The sequence below is a fragment of the Solwaraspora sp. WMMD406 genome (genome assembly GCF_029626025.1).
Classification (GTDB): domain Bacteria; phylum Actinomycetota; class Actinomycetes; order Mycobacteriales; family Micromonosporaceae; genus Micromonospora_E.
In genome coordinates this window covers 972613-988714 of sequence record NZ_JARUBF010000001.1, presented here as the reverse complement: position 1 = coordinate 988714, position 16102 = coordinate 972613, and the positions used below count along the sequence as shown (strand labels likewise).

13 protein-coding genes are annotated in these 16102 nt (G+C 69.3%); all 13 read right to left on the bottom strand.

Annotated elements, in window-relative coordinates; all coding sequences use genetic code 11:
* Positions 1–36 precede the first annotated feature (36 nt).
* Genes O7632_RS04450 through O7632_RS04390 form a run of 13 tightly spaced genes read right to left on the bottom strand, consistent with a single transcriptional unit; the run spans position 37 to position 16081 of the window.
* Positions 37–1095: a polyprenyl synthetase family protein gene (locus tag O7632_RS04450; RefSeq protein WP_278111658.1), complete on the bottom strand. Its 1059-nt coding sequence runs from the start codon at positions 1093–1095 to the stop codon at positions 37–39.
* Positions 1096–1140: 45 nt separating this feature from the next.
* Complete coding sequence (gene nuoN, locus O7632_RS04445; RefSeq protein WP_278111656.1) at positions 1141–2697, bottom strand: NADH-quinone oxidoreductase subunit NuoN; 1557 nt, start codon at positions 2695–2697, stop codon at positions 1141–1143.
* The gene (locus tag O7632_RS04440; RefSeq protein ID WP_278111654.1) at positions 2694–4229 is read right to left on the bottom strand and encodes an NADH-quinone oxidoreductase subunit M; all 1536 of its coding nucleotides are present in this window, start codon (positions 4227–4229) and stop codon (positions 2694–2696) included. Before O7632_RS04440 ends, nuoN begins: the two co-directional genes overlap by 4 nt.
* The gene (gene nuoL, locus O7632_RS04435; protein ID WP_278111652.1) at positions 4226–6145 is read right to left on the bottom strand and encodes an NADH-quinone oxidoreductase subunit L; all 1920 of its coding nucleotides are present in this window, start codon (positions 6143–6145) and stop codon (positions 4226–4228) included. The genes O7632_RS04440 and nuoL overlap by 4 nt, the downstream gene beginning before the upstream one ends.
* A 12-nt stretch (positions 6146–6157) precedes the next feature.
* Positions 6158–6457 (bottom strand): NADH-quinone oxidoreductase subunit NuoK, encoded by a 300-nt coding sequence (nuoK, locus tag O7632_RS04430; protein WP_278111651.1) that lies wholly within the window; start codon positions 6455–6457, stop codon positions 6158–6160.
* Positions 6454–7212 (bottom strand): NADH-quinone oxidoreductase subunit J, encoded by a 759-nt coding sequence (locus O7632_RS04425; protein ID WP_278111650.1) that lies wholly within the window; start codon positions 7210–7212, stop codon positions 6454–6456. Before O7632_RS04425 ends, nuoK begins: the two co-directional genes overlap by 4 nt.
* Positions 7209–7802 (bottom strand): NADH-quinone oxidoreductase subunit NuoI, encoded by a 594-nt coding sequence (nuoI, locus tag O7632_RS04420; protein WP_278111649.1) that lies wholly within the window; start codon positions 7800–7802, stop codon positions 7209–7211. The genes O7632_RS04425 and nuoI overlap by 4 nt, the downstream gene beginning before the upstream one ends.
* 1 nt (position 7803) lies before the next feature.
* A complete protein-coding gene (gene nuoH, locus O7632_RS04415; protein WP_278111647.1) occupies positions 7804–9153 on the bottom strand; it encodes an NADH-quinone oxidoreductase subunit NuoH in 1350 nt (449 codons plus the stop codon).
* Complete coding sequence (locus O7632_RS04410; RefSeq protein ID WP_278111645.1) at positions 9150–11669, bottom strand: NADH-quinone oxidoreductase subunit G; 2520 nt, start codon at positions 11667–11669, stop codon at positions 9150–9152. The genes nuoH and O7632_RS04410 overlap by 4 nt, the downstream gene beginning before the upstream one ends.
* Positions 11669–13024: an NADH-quinone oxidoreductase subunit NuoF gene (nuoF, locus tag O7632_RS04405; protein WP_278111643.1), complete on the bottom strand. Its 1356-nt coding sequence runs from the start codon at positions 13022–13024 to the stop codon at positions 11669–11671. The genes O7632_RS04410 and nuoF overlap by 1 nt, the downstream gene beginning before the upstream one ends.
* Complete coding sequence (gene nuoE, locus O7632_RS04400; protein WP_278119818.1) at positions 13021–14019, bottom strand: NADH-quinone oxidoreductase subunit NuoE; 999 nt, start codon at positions 14017–14019, stop codon at positions 13021–13023. Before nuoE ends, nuoF begins: the two co-directional genes overlap by 4 nt.
* On the bottom strand, positions 14016–15338 hold the full coding sequence (locus O7632_RS04395; RefSeq protein ID WP_278111641.1) for an NADH-quinone oxidoreductase subunit D: 1323 nt from the start codon (positions 15336–15338) through the stop codon (positions 14016–14018). Before O7632_RS04395 ends, nuoE begins: the two co-directional genes overlap by 4 nt.
* Positions 15335–16081: an NADH-quinone oxidoreductase subunit C gene (locus O7632_RS04390; RefSeq protein ID WP_278111639.1), complete on the bottom strand. Its 747-nt coding sequence runs from the start codon at positions 16079–16081 to the stop codon at positions 15335–15337. Before O7632_RS04390 ends, O7632_RS04395 begins: the two co-directional genes overlap by 4 nt.
* Positions 16082–16102: the final 21 nt, after the last annotated feature.

Sequence of the window (16102 nt, the reverse complement as noted above, 5' to 3'; positions counted from 1 at the left end):
GCCGGCCCTACCTGGGCAAGCACGCCGGAACACCGCTCAGTTGGTACGGTCGGCGATGAAGTCGCAGAGCGACTCCAGCGCGTGCCGGGACGGACCCGGCGGCAGCGGGGCGAGCTGTGACCGGGCCTTCTCGGCGTAGCTGCGCACCGTCTCCCGGGCTCGTTTCAGCGCCGGCGACTCCCGCAACAGGCCAAGCGCTTCGGCGTGCAGATCGTCGTCGGTGACCGGACCACCGGCCAGGATGTCACGGAGCCGCCGCGACGCGGCGTCACCGTCGTCGGAATCGAGCGCGTAGAGCACCGGCAGCGTGGGCACGCCCTCACGCAGATCGGTGCCGGGTGTCTTACCCGACTGCCGCGTCTCCGAGGCGATGTCGAGCAGATCGTCGGAGAGCTGAAAAGCCACCCCGATCGTCTCGCCATAGCCGGCCAGCGCGTCGATGTGCGCCGGCGACGCCCCACCGAACATCCCGCCGAACCGCGCCGACGTGGCGATCAACGAGCCGGTCTTCTCGCTGATGACCTGCAGGTAGTGATCGACCGGCAGTTCGCCGTCGCGCGGCCCGACGGTCTCGGCGATCTGTCCGTGCACCAGCCGCGCGAAGGTACGGGCCTGCAACCGGACCGCTTCGATCCCCAGATCGGCCGCGATGTCCGCCGCGCGGGCGAACAGATAGTCACCGACCAGGATCGCGACCGAGTTGGTCCACCGTGAATTGGCGCTCGGCGCGCCCCGGCGCACCGGCGCCTCGTCCATCACGTCGTCGTGGTAGAGCGTGGCCAGGTGAGTGAGCTCCATCACCACGGCGGCCGGCACCACCAGCGGTGCCGTCGGGTCACCGAAGTGGGCACCGAGAGCCACCAGTAGCGGCCGGAACCGCTTGCCGCCGGCCTCGACCAGATGCCGGGCGGCTTCGGTCACGAACGGGTCGGCACTGTGCACGCTGTCGCGCAGCTCGGACTCGACCATCGCCATGATCCGCGTGACGGAAGCCTCGAGTCGCGGGTCGACGATGTCGAGCCCGATCGAGGTCACCGACCCCACGCCAGAAGCGACGGAGCCGCCGTCAGCCGTCCTCACCACACCCCCAACCATGCCATAGGGACCGACACGGCCCAGGTTGGGGGCGGGTGCGGTGATTCATCGAACGAATTCGGCGGCGTTGGCGGTCAGGTCGAGCAACGCCCCGGGAGCGACGCCGAGCAGCAACGTAGCCAGCACACCGATCATCAGCGCCGCCGAGGTCAGCGCCCCGGGTATCACCACCGTCGGGGTGCTCTCCCCCGGCTCGCTAAGCCACATCATCACCACCACCCGCAGGTACGGGAAGGCGAGGATCATGCTGGTCACCACCCCGGCGATCACCAGCCAGATCTGGCCGTCGTCGACGGCCGCGCCGAACACCGCGAACTTGCTGGTGAACCCGCTGGTCAGCGGGATGCCGGCGAAGGCGAGCAGGATGAAGGTGAAGACTCCGGCGAACAGCGGGGAACGTCGACCCAGACCGGCCCACCGGGACAGATGAGTGGCCTCCCCATCGGCGTCGCGCACCAACGTGACCACACCGAACGCGGCGATCACCACGAAGCCGTACGCCACCAGGTAGAACATCGTGCTGGCCAGGCCGCTGGCGGACAACGACAGCACCCCGACGAGCAGATAGCCGGCGTTGGCCACCGACGAGTACGCCAACAGGCGCTTGATGTCGGTCTGGGTGACCGCCATGATCGCCCCGACCAGCATGGTCAGCACCGCGACGGTGCCCAGCACCGGGGTGAAGTCCCAGGACGCGCCGTAGAACGCGACGTGCAGCACCCGCAGCAGCGCACCGAACGCCGCCACCTTGGTGCAGGCCGCCATGAAGCCGGTGATCGGCGTCGGCGCACCCTGGTAGACGTCGGGCGCCCAGACGTGGAACGGCGCGGCGGTCGCCTTGAACAACAAGCCGACCGAGATCAACGCGATACCGGCGAAGAGCAGCACCGGGCTGGCCGACGAGGTCTCCACCGCCGCCCGGATGGTGCCGAAGTCGACCCCGGGGCCGGTCGGGCTGTCCACCCCGGCGGTGAAACCGTAGGTCAGCGCCAGCCCGAACAGGAAGAAGGCCGAGGAGTACGCGCCCAGCAGGAAGTACTTCAACGCCGCTTCCTGGCTGAGCAGCCGCCGGCGGCGGGCCAACGCGCAGAGCAGATAGAGCGGCAGCGAGAACGCTTCCAGCGCGATGAACATGGTCAGCAGGTCGTTGGCGGCGACGAACAGGAGCATGCCGGCCAACGCGAACAGGGCCAACGGGTAGACCTCGGTGGCACCGGCCCGGCCCTGTGCCTGCTTACGGTCCTCCGGCGAGTTGACGACGATCGCCGCCTGCGCGACGAACGGGCCGCCGTTCTCCAGCGAACGCTCACCGATCAGCAGCATCGCCATCACGCCGAGGACCAGGATCGCCCCCTGCAGGAACAACGTCGGCCCGTCCACGGCGACCGCCTCGCCGGCGGTCACCGTACGGGTGCCGCCCTGCAGCACCACCGCGACGAGCGCGGCGATCATGCTGGCCAGGGCGAGCACCAACTGCACCGGGTTGCGCACCGAACGCGGTACGAACGCCTCGACGAGGACGCCGACCATCGCCGCGCCGAACAGAATCAGCATCGGCGCGATCGCCGCGTAGCTGATCTCGGGGAACGAGATGTCGCTCACCGGGCCGCCTCCTGAATAACGCCCACGGTCGGGGCGGGGTCGGACGTACCGACGTCATCGGACAACGTCGCCTGGATGGCCGGGTTGATGACGTCGGTCAACGGCTTGGGATAGAAGCCGAACAGCAGGATCAGGGCGATCAGCGGAGCGACCACCACCTTCTCCCGCAGGGTGATGTCCCGCTTCATGCCGTCGACAGTGGCCAGCGCCGGGTTGAGCGTGCCCTGAGTGGTGCGCTGCACCATCCAGAGCACGTACGCGGCGGCCAGGATGATGCCGAGGGTGGCGATCACCGCCACCGGCTTGTTCACCGAGAAGGTGCCGATCAGCACCAGGAACTCGGAGATGAACGGGGCCGTGCCGGGCAGCGCCAGCGACGCCAGGCCGGCGAAGAAGAAGACCCCGGCCAGCACCGGAACCAGCTTGCCCGCCCCACCGAAGTCGCTGATCAGCGCGGACCCGCGCCGGGCCACGAACATGCCGACGACCAGGAACAGCAGGCCGGTGGCGAGCCCGTGGTTGACCATGTAGAGCACCGCGCCGGTGCCGGCCTGGGTGGTGAAGGCGAAGATGCCGACGCCGATGAACCCGAAGTGCGAGATCGACGTGTACGCCACCAGCCGCTTGAGGTCCTTCTGGCCGACCGCCAGCAGGGCCGCGTAGATGATCCCGATCACCGCCAGGGCCAGCGCCCACGGGGCGAACCACTGCGACGCCTCCGGGAACAGCCCGAGGCAGTAGCGCAGGATGCCGAAGGTGCCGACCTTGTCCATCACGCCGACCAGCAGCGCGGCCGAGCCGGCGGGCGCGGCTCCACCGGCGTCCGGCAGCCAGGTGTGGAACGGGAAGAACGGTGCCTTGATCGCGAACGCCACGAAGAAGCCGAGGAAGATCCAGCGTTCGACGCCGGTGGACATGTCGATCTGGCTGAGCGCCTGCCAGTCGAAGGTCTGCCCGCCGACCACCCACAGCCCGATCACCGCGGCCAGCATGAACAGACCGCCGACCAGGGAGTAGAGGAAGAACTTCACCGCCGCGTACTGGCGCTGGTGTCCGCCGTAGCTACCGATCAGGAAGTACATCGGCACCAGCATGACCTCGAAGAACACGTAGAACAGGAAGATGTCGGCGGCGGCGAAGACGCCGATCATCGTGCCCTGGAGCATCAGCAACAGGGCGAAGTAGACCGGCACCGACCGCTTCGAGGCCTCGGCGTCGTGCCAGGACGCCAGGATGACCAGCGGTACGAGCACCGCGATCAGCATCAGCATCACCAGCGCGATGCCGTCGGCGGCGAAGGTGAAGTTGACTCCCCAGTTGGGAATCCACGGGTACGACTCACGGAACTGGAACCGCTCGCCATCGGCGGAGAACGCGAACCACATCACGAAGGCGAGCACCGCCACCGCGACCGACCAGCCGAGCGCCAGCCACTTCGCGAGCTCCCCCTGGCGGCGCGGGACGAACGCCACCACGAGGGCACCGACCAGCGGCGCCGCCGTCAGCACCGAGAGGAACGGAAAGTCGTTCACGCCAGCCATCCCATCTGCAGGGCGAGGAACGCCGCGACCACCACGAAGGCACCGGCGAGCACGGACATCGCGTACGAGCGCACGAAGCCGGTCTGCAGCCGGCGCAGCCGACCCGAGCTGCCACCCACCACTGCGGCCAAGCCGTTGACCAGGCCGTCGACTCCCCGGTTGTCGAGGAAGACCAGGGCCCGGGTGAGGAAGATGCCGGGGCGTTCGAAGACCGCCCGGTTGACCGCGTCGGTGTAGAGGTTGCGCCGGGCGGCGGTGACCAGCACCCCGGCCGGCTGCTCCTGCTCGGCGGTCCCGTTACGGAACAGCACGATGCCGAGCACCGCGCCGAGTACGGTGATCACCGTCGCCAGGATGGTGACCGTCAGGTGCGACAACACTGCTTCGTGGTGGCCTTCCTCGGTGCCCAGCACCGGGGTCAGCCACTCGGGCACCGCCGTCGCCATCAGCGCGCCGGCCGCGACCGAGCCGACCGCCAGCAGGACCAGCGGCACCCACATCAGCGGCGGCGGGTCGTGCGGGTGGTCGATGTCGGAGGTCCACCGCTTCGGGCCGTGGAAGGTCAGCACGAACAGCCGGGTCATGTAGAAGGCGGTCAGTCCGGCACCGAGCAGCGCGGCCCCACCGAACAGCCAGGCGGTCCAGTCTTCCCGTTCGAAGGCCGCCGCGATGATCGGCTCCTTGGAGAAGTAGCCGGACAACGGCCAGATGCCGATGATCGCCAGCCAGGCCAGCCCGAAGGTCACCCAGGTGATCTTCATGTGCCGCCACAGGGCGCCGAAGCGCCGGATGTCGGTCTGGTCCTTCATACCGTGCATCACCGAACCGGCCCCGAGGAACAGGCCGGCCTTGAAGAAGCCGTGCGCCAGCAGGTGCACGATCGCCAGCGCGTACGCGCCGCCGCCCAGCCCGACGCCGAGGAACATGTAGCCGATCTGGGAAACCGTCGACCAGGCCAGCACCCGCTTGATGTCGTCCTTGGCGCAGCCGATGATCGCCCCGATCAGCAGGGTGAGCGCGCCGACACTGACCACGACGGTCTGCAGCGTCGGGTTCGCCGAGAAGATCGGGTTGGACCGGGCGATCAGATAGACGCCGGCGGTGACCATCGTCGCGGCGTGGATCAGCGCCGACACCGGGGTCGGACCCTCCATCGCGTCCGGCAACCAGGCCTGCAGCGGGAACTGGCCGGACTTGCCGGTCGCGCCGAGCAGCAGCAGCAGGCCCATCGCCAGGATGGTGCCCGAGGCCAGCGCCCCGGCCCCGGTGAAGACCGCGTCGAACTGGGTGGTGCCGAGGGTGGCGAACATCAGAAAGATCGCCAGCACCAGGCCGGCGTCGCCGACCCGGTTCATCAGGAACGCCTTCTTACCGGCGGTCGCCGCCGCCGGCAGGTGATACCAAAAGGAGATCAGCAGGTACGACGCCAGGCCGACGCCCTCCCAGCCGAGGAAGAGCATCACGTAGTTGTTGCCCAGCACCAGCACCAGCATCGCGGCGACGAACAGGTTGAAGTACGCGAAGAAGCGCCGTCGCCCCGGGTCGTGCGACATGTACTCGACCGCGTACACGTGGATCAGGAAACCCACGCCGGTGATCAGCAGCACGAAGACCGCCGACAGCGGATCGAACAGCAGACCGAAGTCCACCGACAAGCCGCCGACCTCGATGAACTCCCACAGGCTGAGCTCGACCGCCCGGTTTTCCAGGCCACGCAGGCTGAAGAAGTAGCTCACGCCGAGGACGAAGATCGCCCCGACACTGGCCACCCCCAGCCAGTGGCCCCACTTGTCGGCCCGCCGACCGAGCAGCAGCAGGATCGCCGCGCTGGACAGCGGTATGGCCACCAGCAGCCACACGCTACTCAGCAGCCCCGTGGCCTGGGCGTACTCCACAGTCTCTTCCACGTGTGGGCCCCTTTAGTACTTGAGCAGGTTGGCGTCGTCGACGCTCGCCGAGCGTCGAGTCCGGAAGATGGTCATGATGATGGCGAGCCCCACGACCACCTCGGCTGCCGCCACCACCATCACGAAGAAGGCGATGATCTGACCGTTGAGGTCGCCGTTGATCCGGCTGAAGGTCACCAGCGCCAGATTCGCCGAGTTGAGCATCAACTCGATGCACATGAACAGCACGATCGCGTTGCGGCGGATCAACACCCCGACGGCGCCGATGGTGAACAGCACCGCCGAAAGGATCAGGTAGTTGTCCGGAGTCATTTGTCCGTGCCTTTCGGGGCGGTTTCGCTCGGCGTGAGTTCCCGCGTCGGCAGGATCGCCGGGATGCTGCGTTCACTGAGCGTGCCGTCCGGCAGCCGACCCGGGGTGGCCACCGAGGAAGAGGTGGCGAAGACGCCCGGACCAGGCTTCGGGCCGGGGTAGTTGCCGGGAGCGAACCGGGCCTTCATCATCTCCGGCTGGCCACGCCGCTCGTCCTTGCGCCGCTCGATGTGCGCGAGGATCAGCGCCCCGATCGCCGCCGTGGTGAGCAGGGCGGCAGTCACCTCGAACGCCACCAGGTAGCGGGTGAACAGCAGCACCGCGATGCCCTGCACGTTGCCGTCCGCGTTCGCCTCGTCCAGGCCGACCGCGCTCACCCCACCGAGAGCCCGGTACAGGCCGGTCCCGACCAGCGCCGCGAAGCCGACACCGAGTACGACGGCCGCGACCCGCTGGCCGCGCAGCGTCTCGATCAGCGAGTCGGTGGCGTCCCGGCCGACCAGCATCAGGACGAACAGGAACAGCATCATGATCGCGCCGGTGTAGACGATGATCTGCACCAGGCCGATGAACGGCCCGCCCTGCACGATGTAGAACACCCCGAGGCAGAGCATCGTCAGGACCAGCCAGAGCGCGGAGTGCACCGCGTTGCGGGCCCACACCATGCCGATCGCGCCGAGCAGCGCGAGCGGAGCCAGGATCCAGAAGGTCACCGCCTCTCCGGTGGAGACCTCCGCTGCGAGGACCTCGGTCATGGCTTGGCCTCTCCTGTCGTACCGGAGCCGTCCTCGGTGCCCTGCTCGGACCAGGGCGCCCGTTCGGCACCGGCCGAGGTGCCGGGATTGGTCAACGCCCCGACGTAGTAGTCCTTCTCGCTGTCACCCAGCCGCATCGGGTGCGGCGGCTGCTCCATGCCCGGCAGCAGCGGCGCGAGCAGCTGCTCCTTGGTGAAGATCAGGTCCTGCCGGGAGTCGCGGGCCAACTCGTACTCGTTGCTCATGGTCAACGACCGCGTCGGGCAGGCCTCGATGCACAGCCCGCAGAAGATGCAGCGGGCGTAGTTGATCTGATAGGTGCTGGCGTACCGCTCACCCGGGGAGAACCGCTGTTCCTCGGTGTTGTCGCCGCCCTCGACGTAGATGGCGTCGGCCGGGCAGGCCCAGGCGCACAGCTCACAACCGATGCACTTCTCCAACCCGTCCGGGTGTCGGTTGAGGATGTGCCGGCCGTGGTACCGCGGCGCGGACACCGGCGGCTTGAACGGGTAGTCGGTGGTGACCACCTTCTTGAACATGTGCGAGAAGGTGACTCCGAACCCCTTGAACGTTCCCGTGATCGCGCCCACGTCACACCTCCTTGTCGTCGGTGGCGGGACCGACCTGGGCCGGTTCCCGTTCGGCTACCGCCCGCTTGGCCCGAGGGCTCGGCGGGACCTGCAGGTCCATCGGGGGCAGCGGGAAGCTGCCCGGTGGGCGCGCGTCGACCTGCTCCTGCAGACCCACCGCCGGCTGCTCCCGCCGGTTCGGCCAGAAGATCACCACCAGCAGCAGGATGGCGACCGGCACGCCGATCGCGATCAGCCGGTCGTTGCGCTCCCAGTCGCTGGTCACCCGGATGCCGCCGAGCGCCAGGATCCAGGCCAGGTTGATCGGCAGCAGCACCTTCCAGCCGAACCGCATGAACTGGTCGTAGCGCAGCCGGGGCAACGTGCCGCGCAGCCAGACGAAGACGAAGACCAGCAGGATCACCTTGCCCATGAACCAGAGCATCGGCCACCAGCCGGAGTTCGCCCCGTCCCAGATGCTGATCGGCCACGGCGCCCGCCAGCCGCCGAGGAACAGCGTCACGGTCACCGCGGACATGGTCACCATGGCGACGTACTCGGAGAGCATGTAGAGCGCGAACTTCAGCGAGCTGTACTCGGTCATGTAGCCGGCGACCAGTTCGGACTCCGCCTCCGGCAGGTCGAACGGTGCCCGGTTGGTTTCCGCGACCGCCGCGATGAAGAAGATGATGAAGCTGGGCAGCAGCAGGATCGCGTACCAGCCGGGGGCGTACAGGTCGAAGCCGCCGAGCGAGAAGAACTCGTTGCCGCCGGCCTGCGCGGCGACGATCCCGCTGGTCGACATGGTGCCGGCGGTCATGAAGACCGCCACGATCGACAGACCCAGCGCGATCTCGTACGAGATCATCTGCGCGGTGGACCGCAACCCACCGAGCAGCGGGTACGTCGAGCCGGACGCCCAGCCACCCAGCACGATGCCGTAGATGCCCATCGACGAGCAGGCCAGCAGCACCAGGACCGCCACCGGCACGTCGGTGACCTGCAGCGGGGTCCGGGTGCCGAAGATGCTCACCATCGGCCCGAACGGGATCACCGACAGCGCGGTCACCGCGCAGATCACCGAGATCGTCGGGGCGAAGAAGTAGACCACCTTGTCGGCGGCCTTCGGCAGGATGTCCTCCTTGAAGGCCATCTTGAGCCCGTCGGCCAGGGTCTGCAGCAGGCCGAACGGGCCGGCCTGGTTGGGTCCGGGGCGGACCTGCATCCGGCCGACCACCCGCCGCTCGAACCAGACGCCGAGCAGCGTGCCGACCAGACCGAACGCGAACGCGAAGACGATCTTGATCAGGACCAGCCACCACGGGTCCTGCCCGAAGTCGGACAGGGTCGGATCCTGTGCCAGTGGGTTCACCGCAGACCCCCTAGATTCGGGTTCGTCGCGCCGTCGCGGCTGCTGCCGCCGTTGGGGCTGACGGCTGCGCTGACCGTGACCACGGACCCGGAGGCCGCGCCGAGGCTGCGCCGTACCGTCGAGCCGGGCGAGTTGGTCGGCAGCCACACCACGCCGTCGGGCAGCAGTTCGGTGACCGCCGCCGGCAGCGTGACCGCACCCCGTTCGGTGCCGACGGTCACCGGGTCGCCATCAGCCACCGCCAGCGAGGTGGCCAGCGTCTTCGACAGCCGTACCACCGGCAGCCGCGCCGTACCACCGAGGTGGGTGTCGCCGTCGGTCAGCGATCCCAGGTCGATCAGATGGTGCCAGGTGGCGAGGACGGCCTCGCCGTCGGCCGGGACGGCCGGGGCGACCGGATCGGCCAGCGGCAGGCCGAGCCGCTGCGCCTTGGTCGCCGGCAACGCCCCCAGCTCGCGGCGGATCAGGTTGACCTCACCGGTGCCGAGCGCGACGCCGAGTTGGGCGGCGAGTGCGTCGAGGACCCGCGCGTCCGGCATCGCCGTGGTGGTCAGCACCGCGTCGAAGGTCCGCAGCCGGCCTTCCCAGTCGACGAAACTGCCCGCTTTCTCCACCACCGGTGCCACCGGGAAGACCACGTCGGCCCGTCGGGTCACCGCGCTGTGCCGGATCTCCAGGCTGACCAGGAACGGCACCGCGTCGAGCGCTTCCTCGGCCAGGCGTGGGTCGGCCAGGTCCGCCGGGTCGACCCCGGCGACGACCAGCGCGCCGATCTTGCCGGCGGCGGTCGCGGCGACGATCGCGTCGGTGTCGCGGCCAGGGTCGGACGGGATGATCCCGGCCCCGATGTCCCAGGCTCCGGTGAGTTCCGCGCGGGCCGCAGCGTCGGCGACCGGACGGCCGCCGGGCAACAGGTTCGGCAGGCAGCCGGCGTCGACCGCGCCCCGGTCACCGGCCCGGCGGGGCACCCAGGCAAGCTTCGCCCCGGCCCGGTCGGCGGTGGCGGCCGCGGCCGACAGCCCACCGGGTACGGTCGCCAGCCGCTCGCCGACGATCAGGAGCGCGCCGGATCGGGCCAGCGCCTCGGTGACGGCCGCGTCCTCGGTGAGCAGCCGCGCCTCGTCGCCGGGCACCGTCGGCACCAGGGTGGCCCCGAGCTTCTCCAGACCCCGGCTCAGGTACGGCGCGAGCGCGACGACCCGCAGGCCCTTCTTGGTGTACGCCTTGCGCAGCCGCAGGAAGAGGATCGGGCATTCCTCCTCCGGCTCCAGCCCGGCGAGCACCACCACCGGAGCCCGTTCGACGTCGGCGTAGGTGACCTCGGCGCTGCCGGCGACCCGGGCGGCCAGGAACTGGGCCTCCTCGGTGGAGCCGGTGGCCCCGGCGATCGGCCGGGCCCGGAAGTCGATGTCGTTGGTGCGCAGCGCCACCCGGGCGAACTTCGCGTACGCGTAGGCGTCCTCGACGGTGAGCCGGCCACCGGTGAGCACCCCGACGCCGTACGCCCCGTCGCGGGCCTTGCGCAGCCCTTCGGCGGCGACCGCGAGCGCTTCGCTCCAGGACGCCTCGCGCAGCCGGCCGGTGTCGGCGTCGCGGATCAGCGGAGTGGTGAGCCGATCGGCGGCGGTGGCGTAGCGGAAACCCCACCGGCCCTTGTCGCAGTTCCACTCCTCGTTGACCGCCGGGTCGTCGCCGGCGAGCCGGCGCATCACCTTGCCGCGCCGGTGGTCGGTGCGCTGGGCGCAGCCGGCCGAGCAGTGCTCGCAGACGCTCGGCGAGGAAACCAGGTCGAACGGGCGGGCCCGGAACCGGTACTGGGCGCCGGTGAGCGCGCCGACCGGACAGATCTGCACGGTGTTGCCGGAGAAGTAGGAGTTGAACGGCTCGTCACCGGCACCGGCCTCGCCGTCGACCGCCGGGTCGGCGCCGAACGCCTCGTCCCGGTAGACGTTGATCTGCTCGCCGGAGGAGCGGTCCATCAGGTCGATGAACGTGTCGCCGGCGATCTCCTCGGAGAACCGGGTGCAGCGCTGGCAGAGCACGCAGCGTTCCCGGTCCAGCAGCACCTGGGTGGAGATCTCGACCGGCTTGGGGTACTCCCGCTTGTGTTCGTGGAACCGGGAGTCGGTCCGGCCGGTGGACATCGCCTGGTTCTGCAGCGGGCACTCGCCACCCTTGTCGCACATCGGGCAGTCGAGCGGGTGGTTGACCAGCAGCAGTTCCATGATGCCCTGTTGGGCCTTCTTGGCCACCTCGGAGGTGAGCTGGGTGCGGACCACCATGCCGTCGGCGACGGTCTGGGTGCAGGAGGCGACCGGCTTGCGTTGGCCCTCCACGTCGACCAGACACTGCCGGCAGGCCCCGGCCGGGGCGAGCAGCGGGTGGTCGCAGAACCGGGGGATCTCGATGCCCAGCTTCTCGGCGACCCGGATCAGCAGGGACCCCTTCGGTGCGGTGACCTCGACCCCGTCGATGGTCAGCGTCACCGTCTCAGTCGTCTTCGCTACGTCGCTCATTAGTGAGCCCCCACCAGAGTCTTCTCCGACAGCTTCGGTGCCGTGCGGCCCTCGATGTAGTCGAGGTAGTCCTGCTTGAAGTACTTCAGCGAGGACGTCACCGAACTCGTCGCGCCGTCACCGAGACCGCAGAACGACCGGCCGAGGATGTTGTCGCAGGTGTCGAGCAGGGTGTCGAGGTCCTCGTGGGTACCCTGGCCGGCCAGGATCCGCCGGTAGACCCGGACCATCCAGTAGTTGCCCTCCCGGCACGGGGTGCACTTGCCGCACGACTCGTGGTGGTAGAACTCCAGCCACCGGTAGGTCGCGTACACCGGGCAGTCCTGGTCGGAGAAGATCTGGGTAGCGGTGGTGCCGAGGATCGATCCGGCGGCGGCCACCCCTTCGAAGTCCAGCGGTACGTCCAGGTGCTCGGCGGTCAGCAGCGGCGTGGACGATCCACCGGGAGTCCAGAACCGCAGCTCGTGCCCGAGTTGCATGCCGCCGGCCAGCTCGATCAGTTCGCGCAGCGTGATGCCCATCGAGCACTCGTACTGGCCGGGGTTGGCGATCCGGCCGGACAGCGAGTAGATCATCGGGCCGGACGACTTCTCCGTACCCATGGACTTCCACCAGCTGGCACCGCCGAGCACGATGTACGGCACGCTGGCGATGGTGCCGACGTTGTTGACCACGGTCGGGCAGGCGTACAGGCCGTGGGTGGCCGGGAACGGCGGGCGCAACCGGGGCTGGCCCCGGAAGCCCTCCAGGGAGTCCAGCAGCGCGGTCTCCTCGCCGCAGATGTACGCGCCGGCACCGCTGTGCACCACCAGGTCCAGGTCGAAGCCGGACCCGAGGATGTCGGTGCCGAGGTAGCCGGCCCGGTACGCCTCGTCGACGGCGTTGCGCAACCGCCGGGCGGCGTGCACCGCCTCGCCCCGGATGTAGATGAAGGCGCGGCTGGCCCGAATCGCGTACGAGGCGATGATGACGCCTTCGACCAGCGAGTGCGGGTCGTACATCATCAGCGGCAGGTCCTTGCAGGTGCCCGGCTCGCCTTCGTCGGCGTTGACCACCAGGTAGTGCGGCTTGCCGTCGCCCTGCGGGATGAAGCCCCACTTGAGTCCGGTCGGGAAGCCGGCGCCGCCCCGGCCCCGCAGTCCCGAGTCCTTGATCAGTTTGATCAGGTCGTCGGGGTGCACCGGCTCGGCGTCGCGGCGCGGGCCGCCGCCGGGCGTGGCGGCCAGCGCCTTGCGCAGCGCGGCGTAGCCGTCGAGCTGTTCGTAGACGTCGATCTTCCAGGCGTCCGGCGACAGCCAGCGCTTGGTCAGCACCGGCGTCAGCTTCTCCAGGGTCTCCTGTCGCGGCTCGGTCATGCGGTGCCCTCCTCACTGCGCGCGTCCCGCAGCGCCTCGCGCTGCGGCTGTGGGCTGTCGCCGGCCGGTTTGGCGTCGCCGGCCGGCGGGTTGGCGGCGGTGCCGGCCGATTCGGCGGCTTCGGCGTCGCTGTCCGGCTCGGCCCGGTCGGTCGGCACCGTGGTGCCGGGCGCGTCGGGGGCCGGGGTCTCCGCGTCCGGGGCGCGGGTCTCGGCGGCCCTGATCTCCGGAGACTTGGTCTGCGGGGCCTTGACGTCCGGGGCGGTGCTGCCGGTCGCCGCCGGCGATGGGCGGCTGACGTCCGGGGCGGGTGCCTCGCCGGTGATCGGGGTGTTCGGGTCGAAGCCGGCGACGGCGATGCCGTGCCGTTGGGCCAGCCGCAGTCCGCGCAGCGTGGCGTCACCGGCCGGGCCGTCGGCGACCGCGCCTTCGCGGGTGTCGGCGAAGCCGGCCAGTTGCAGCGACATCTCCTTCAGGGTGCACAGCCGGGCACCCCGGGTGGGTGCCGGCCGGCCGCCGGCGCGCAACTCGGAGACCACGCCGAGCGCGACGTCCGGGTCGACCTTGTCGAAGAAGTCGTAGTTGACCGTCATCACCGGGCCGTAGTCGCAGGCGGCCAGGCACTCGGCGTGTTCCAGCGTGATGGTGCCGTCGGCGGTGGTCTCCTGGTGGCCGACGCCGAGGTGTTCGCTGAGCGTGTCGTAGACCCGCTGACCGCCGAGCACGTCGCACATGGTGTTGGTGCAGACGCTGACCAGCCAGTCACCGGAGGGCCGCCGCTTGTACATGGTGTAGAAGGTCGCGACCGCGCTGACCTGGGCCTTGTTGATGCCGAGCTGCTCGGCGCAGAACTCGACGCCGGCCGGTGACACGTAGCCGTCCTCGGACTGCACCAGGTGCAGCAGCGGCAGCAGCGCCGACCGGGACCGGTCAGCCGGGTAGCGGGAGATGATCTCCCGGGCCCGGTCGTGCGTTTCCTGACTGAAACCCATCAGCGGTCACACCCACCCATCACGGGGTCCAACGAGGCGCCTCCGGCGATCACGTCGGCGAGCAGTCCGCCTTCGGCCATGGCCGGGATCGCCTGCAGGTTGACGAAGCTCGGTTCGCGGTAGTGCACCCGGTAGGGCCGGGTGCCGCCGTCGGAGACGGCGTGTACGCCCAGCTCGCCCCGGGGGGACTCGATGCCGATGTAGACCTGGCCGGGGGGCACCCGGAAGCCCTCGGTCACCAGTTTGAAGTGGTGGATCAGCGACTCCATCGACTGGCCCATGATCTTGGCGACGTGTTCCAAGGAGTTGCCCATGCCGTCGACGCCGATGGCCAACTGCGCCGGCCAGGCGATCTTCTTGTCGGCCACCATGACCGGGCCGGGCTTCAGCCGGTCCAGCGCCTGCTCGACGATCTTGAGCGACTCGCGCATCTCGGCCATCCGGACCAAGTAGCGGCCCCAGACGTCGGCGCTCGGCGTGGTCGGTACGTCGAACTCGTAGTTCTCGTAACCGCAGTACGGCATGGTCTTACGCAGGTCCCAGGCGAGCCCGGCCGAACGCAGCACCGGCCCGGTGATGCCCAGCGCCAGGCAACCGGTGACGTCGAGCACCGCGACGTTCTGCGTCCGTTCCAGCCAGATCGGCTGGCCGGAGAGCAGGTCCTCGTATTCCTTGAGCCGCTTCGGCATCATCTTCAGGAACTCGCGGATCTTGACGATCGCCTCGTCCGGCACGTCCTGCGCGACCCCGCCGGGGCGGACGTAGGCCATGTTCATCCGCAGACCGGAGACCAGCTCGAAGATCTCCAGGATGTACTCGCGCTCCCGGAAGCAGTACAGCATGATCGAGATCGCGCCGAGCTCCAAGCCGGTGGTGCCCAACCAGATCAGGTGCGAGGAGATCCGGTTGAGTTCCATCATCAACACCCGGATGGTGTTGGCCCGCTCGGTGACGTCGTCGGTGATCCCGAGCAGCTTCTCCACCGCCAGGCTGTACGCCGTCTCGTTGAAGATCGGCGCCAGGTAGTCCATCCGGGTGACGAACGTGGTGCCCTGCACCCAGTTGCGGTATTCGAGGTTCTTCTCGATCCCGGTGTGCAGGTAGCCGACGACCGACCGGGCCTCCCGGACGGTCTCGCCCTCCAACTCCAGGATCAGCCGCAGTACGCCGTGCGTCGACGGGTGCTGCGGCCCCATGTTGACGATGATCCGCTCGTCGGTGAGCGGGTCGGTGCCGCCGACCACGGTGTCCCAGTCACCGCCGGTGACGGTGAAGACCTTGCCCTCGTCGGTGTCGCGCTCGGTCGCGTATCCAGCCGTCATTGGTAGCTCCTCCGCTTGTCCGGCGGTGGGATCTCGGCACCCTTGTACTCCACCGGGACGCCGCCCAGCGGGTAGTCCTTGCGCTGCGGATGACCTTCCCAGTCGTCCGGCATCAGAATCCGGGTCAGGCTGGGGTGGCCGTCGAAGACCACACCGAACATGTCGTACGTCTCCCGTTCCTGCCAGTCGGCGGTCGGGTAGACGCTGGTCACGCTCGGCAGGTGTGGGTGTTCGGCGGTGACCGCCGCCTCCAGCCGGACCCGGCGCCGGTAGGTCATCGAGGTGAGCTGGTAGACGACGTGCAGCCGCCGCTCGTCGCTGCCCAGGTAGTCGACGCCGGACACCGAGGAGCAGAGTTCGAAGCGCAGCGACTCGTCGTCGCGCATCACCCGGCACACCTCGGCGATCCGCTCCGGCGCGATGTGCAGGGTCAACTCGCCCCGGTCGACGACGACCTTCTCGATCGCGTCGGCGAAGGCCGGGTAGGCCTCTTCGAGGGCGTCGTAGACCTCGTCGAAGTAGCCGCCGTACGGCCGTTCGCTGCCGGTCGCGTCGGCCCGGCGGCGAACCAGTCCACCGAAGCCGGACGTGTCGCCGGAACCCTGGATGCCGAACATGCCACGACCGGCCGGGCTGGCCGGCGGGTATTCGGCCGGCGCGCCGCTGGTCGCCCCGACCGGCGGCGCCGAGGCGGGTACGCCGCCGCCCGGCTGCTCGCTGGGCGCGTTGGTCGGCCCGGTCACTGGATCGTCCTTTCGCTCACG

Coding starts and splice junctions, on each gene's coding strand:
- nuoF (WP_278111643.1), bottom strand. CDS start 13,024: ATGACCGAGCCGCGACAGGAGACCCTGGAGAAGCTGACGCCGGTGCTG.
- O7632_RS04410 (WP_278111645.1), bottom strand. CDS start 11,669: ATGAGCGACGTAGCGAAGACGACTGAGACGGTGACGCTGACCATCGAC.
- O7632_RS04395 (WP_278111641.1), bottom strand. CDS start 15,338: ATGACGGCTGGATACGCGACCGAGCGCGACACCGACGAGGGCAAGGTC.
- O7632_RS04450 (WP_278111658.1), bottom strand. CDS start 1,095: ATGGTTGGGGGTGTGGTGAGGACGGCTGACGGCGGCTCCGTCGCTTCT.
- nuoK (WP_278111651.1), bottom strand. CDS start 6,457: ATGACTCCGGACAACTACCTGATCCTTTCGGCGGTGCTGTTCACCATC.
- O7632_RS04425 (WP_278111650.1), bottom strand. CDS start 7,212: ATGACCGAGGTCCTCGCAGCGGAGGTCTCCACCGGAGAGGCGGTGACC.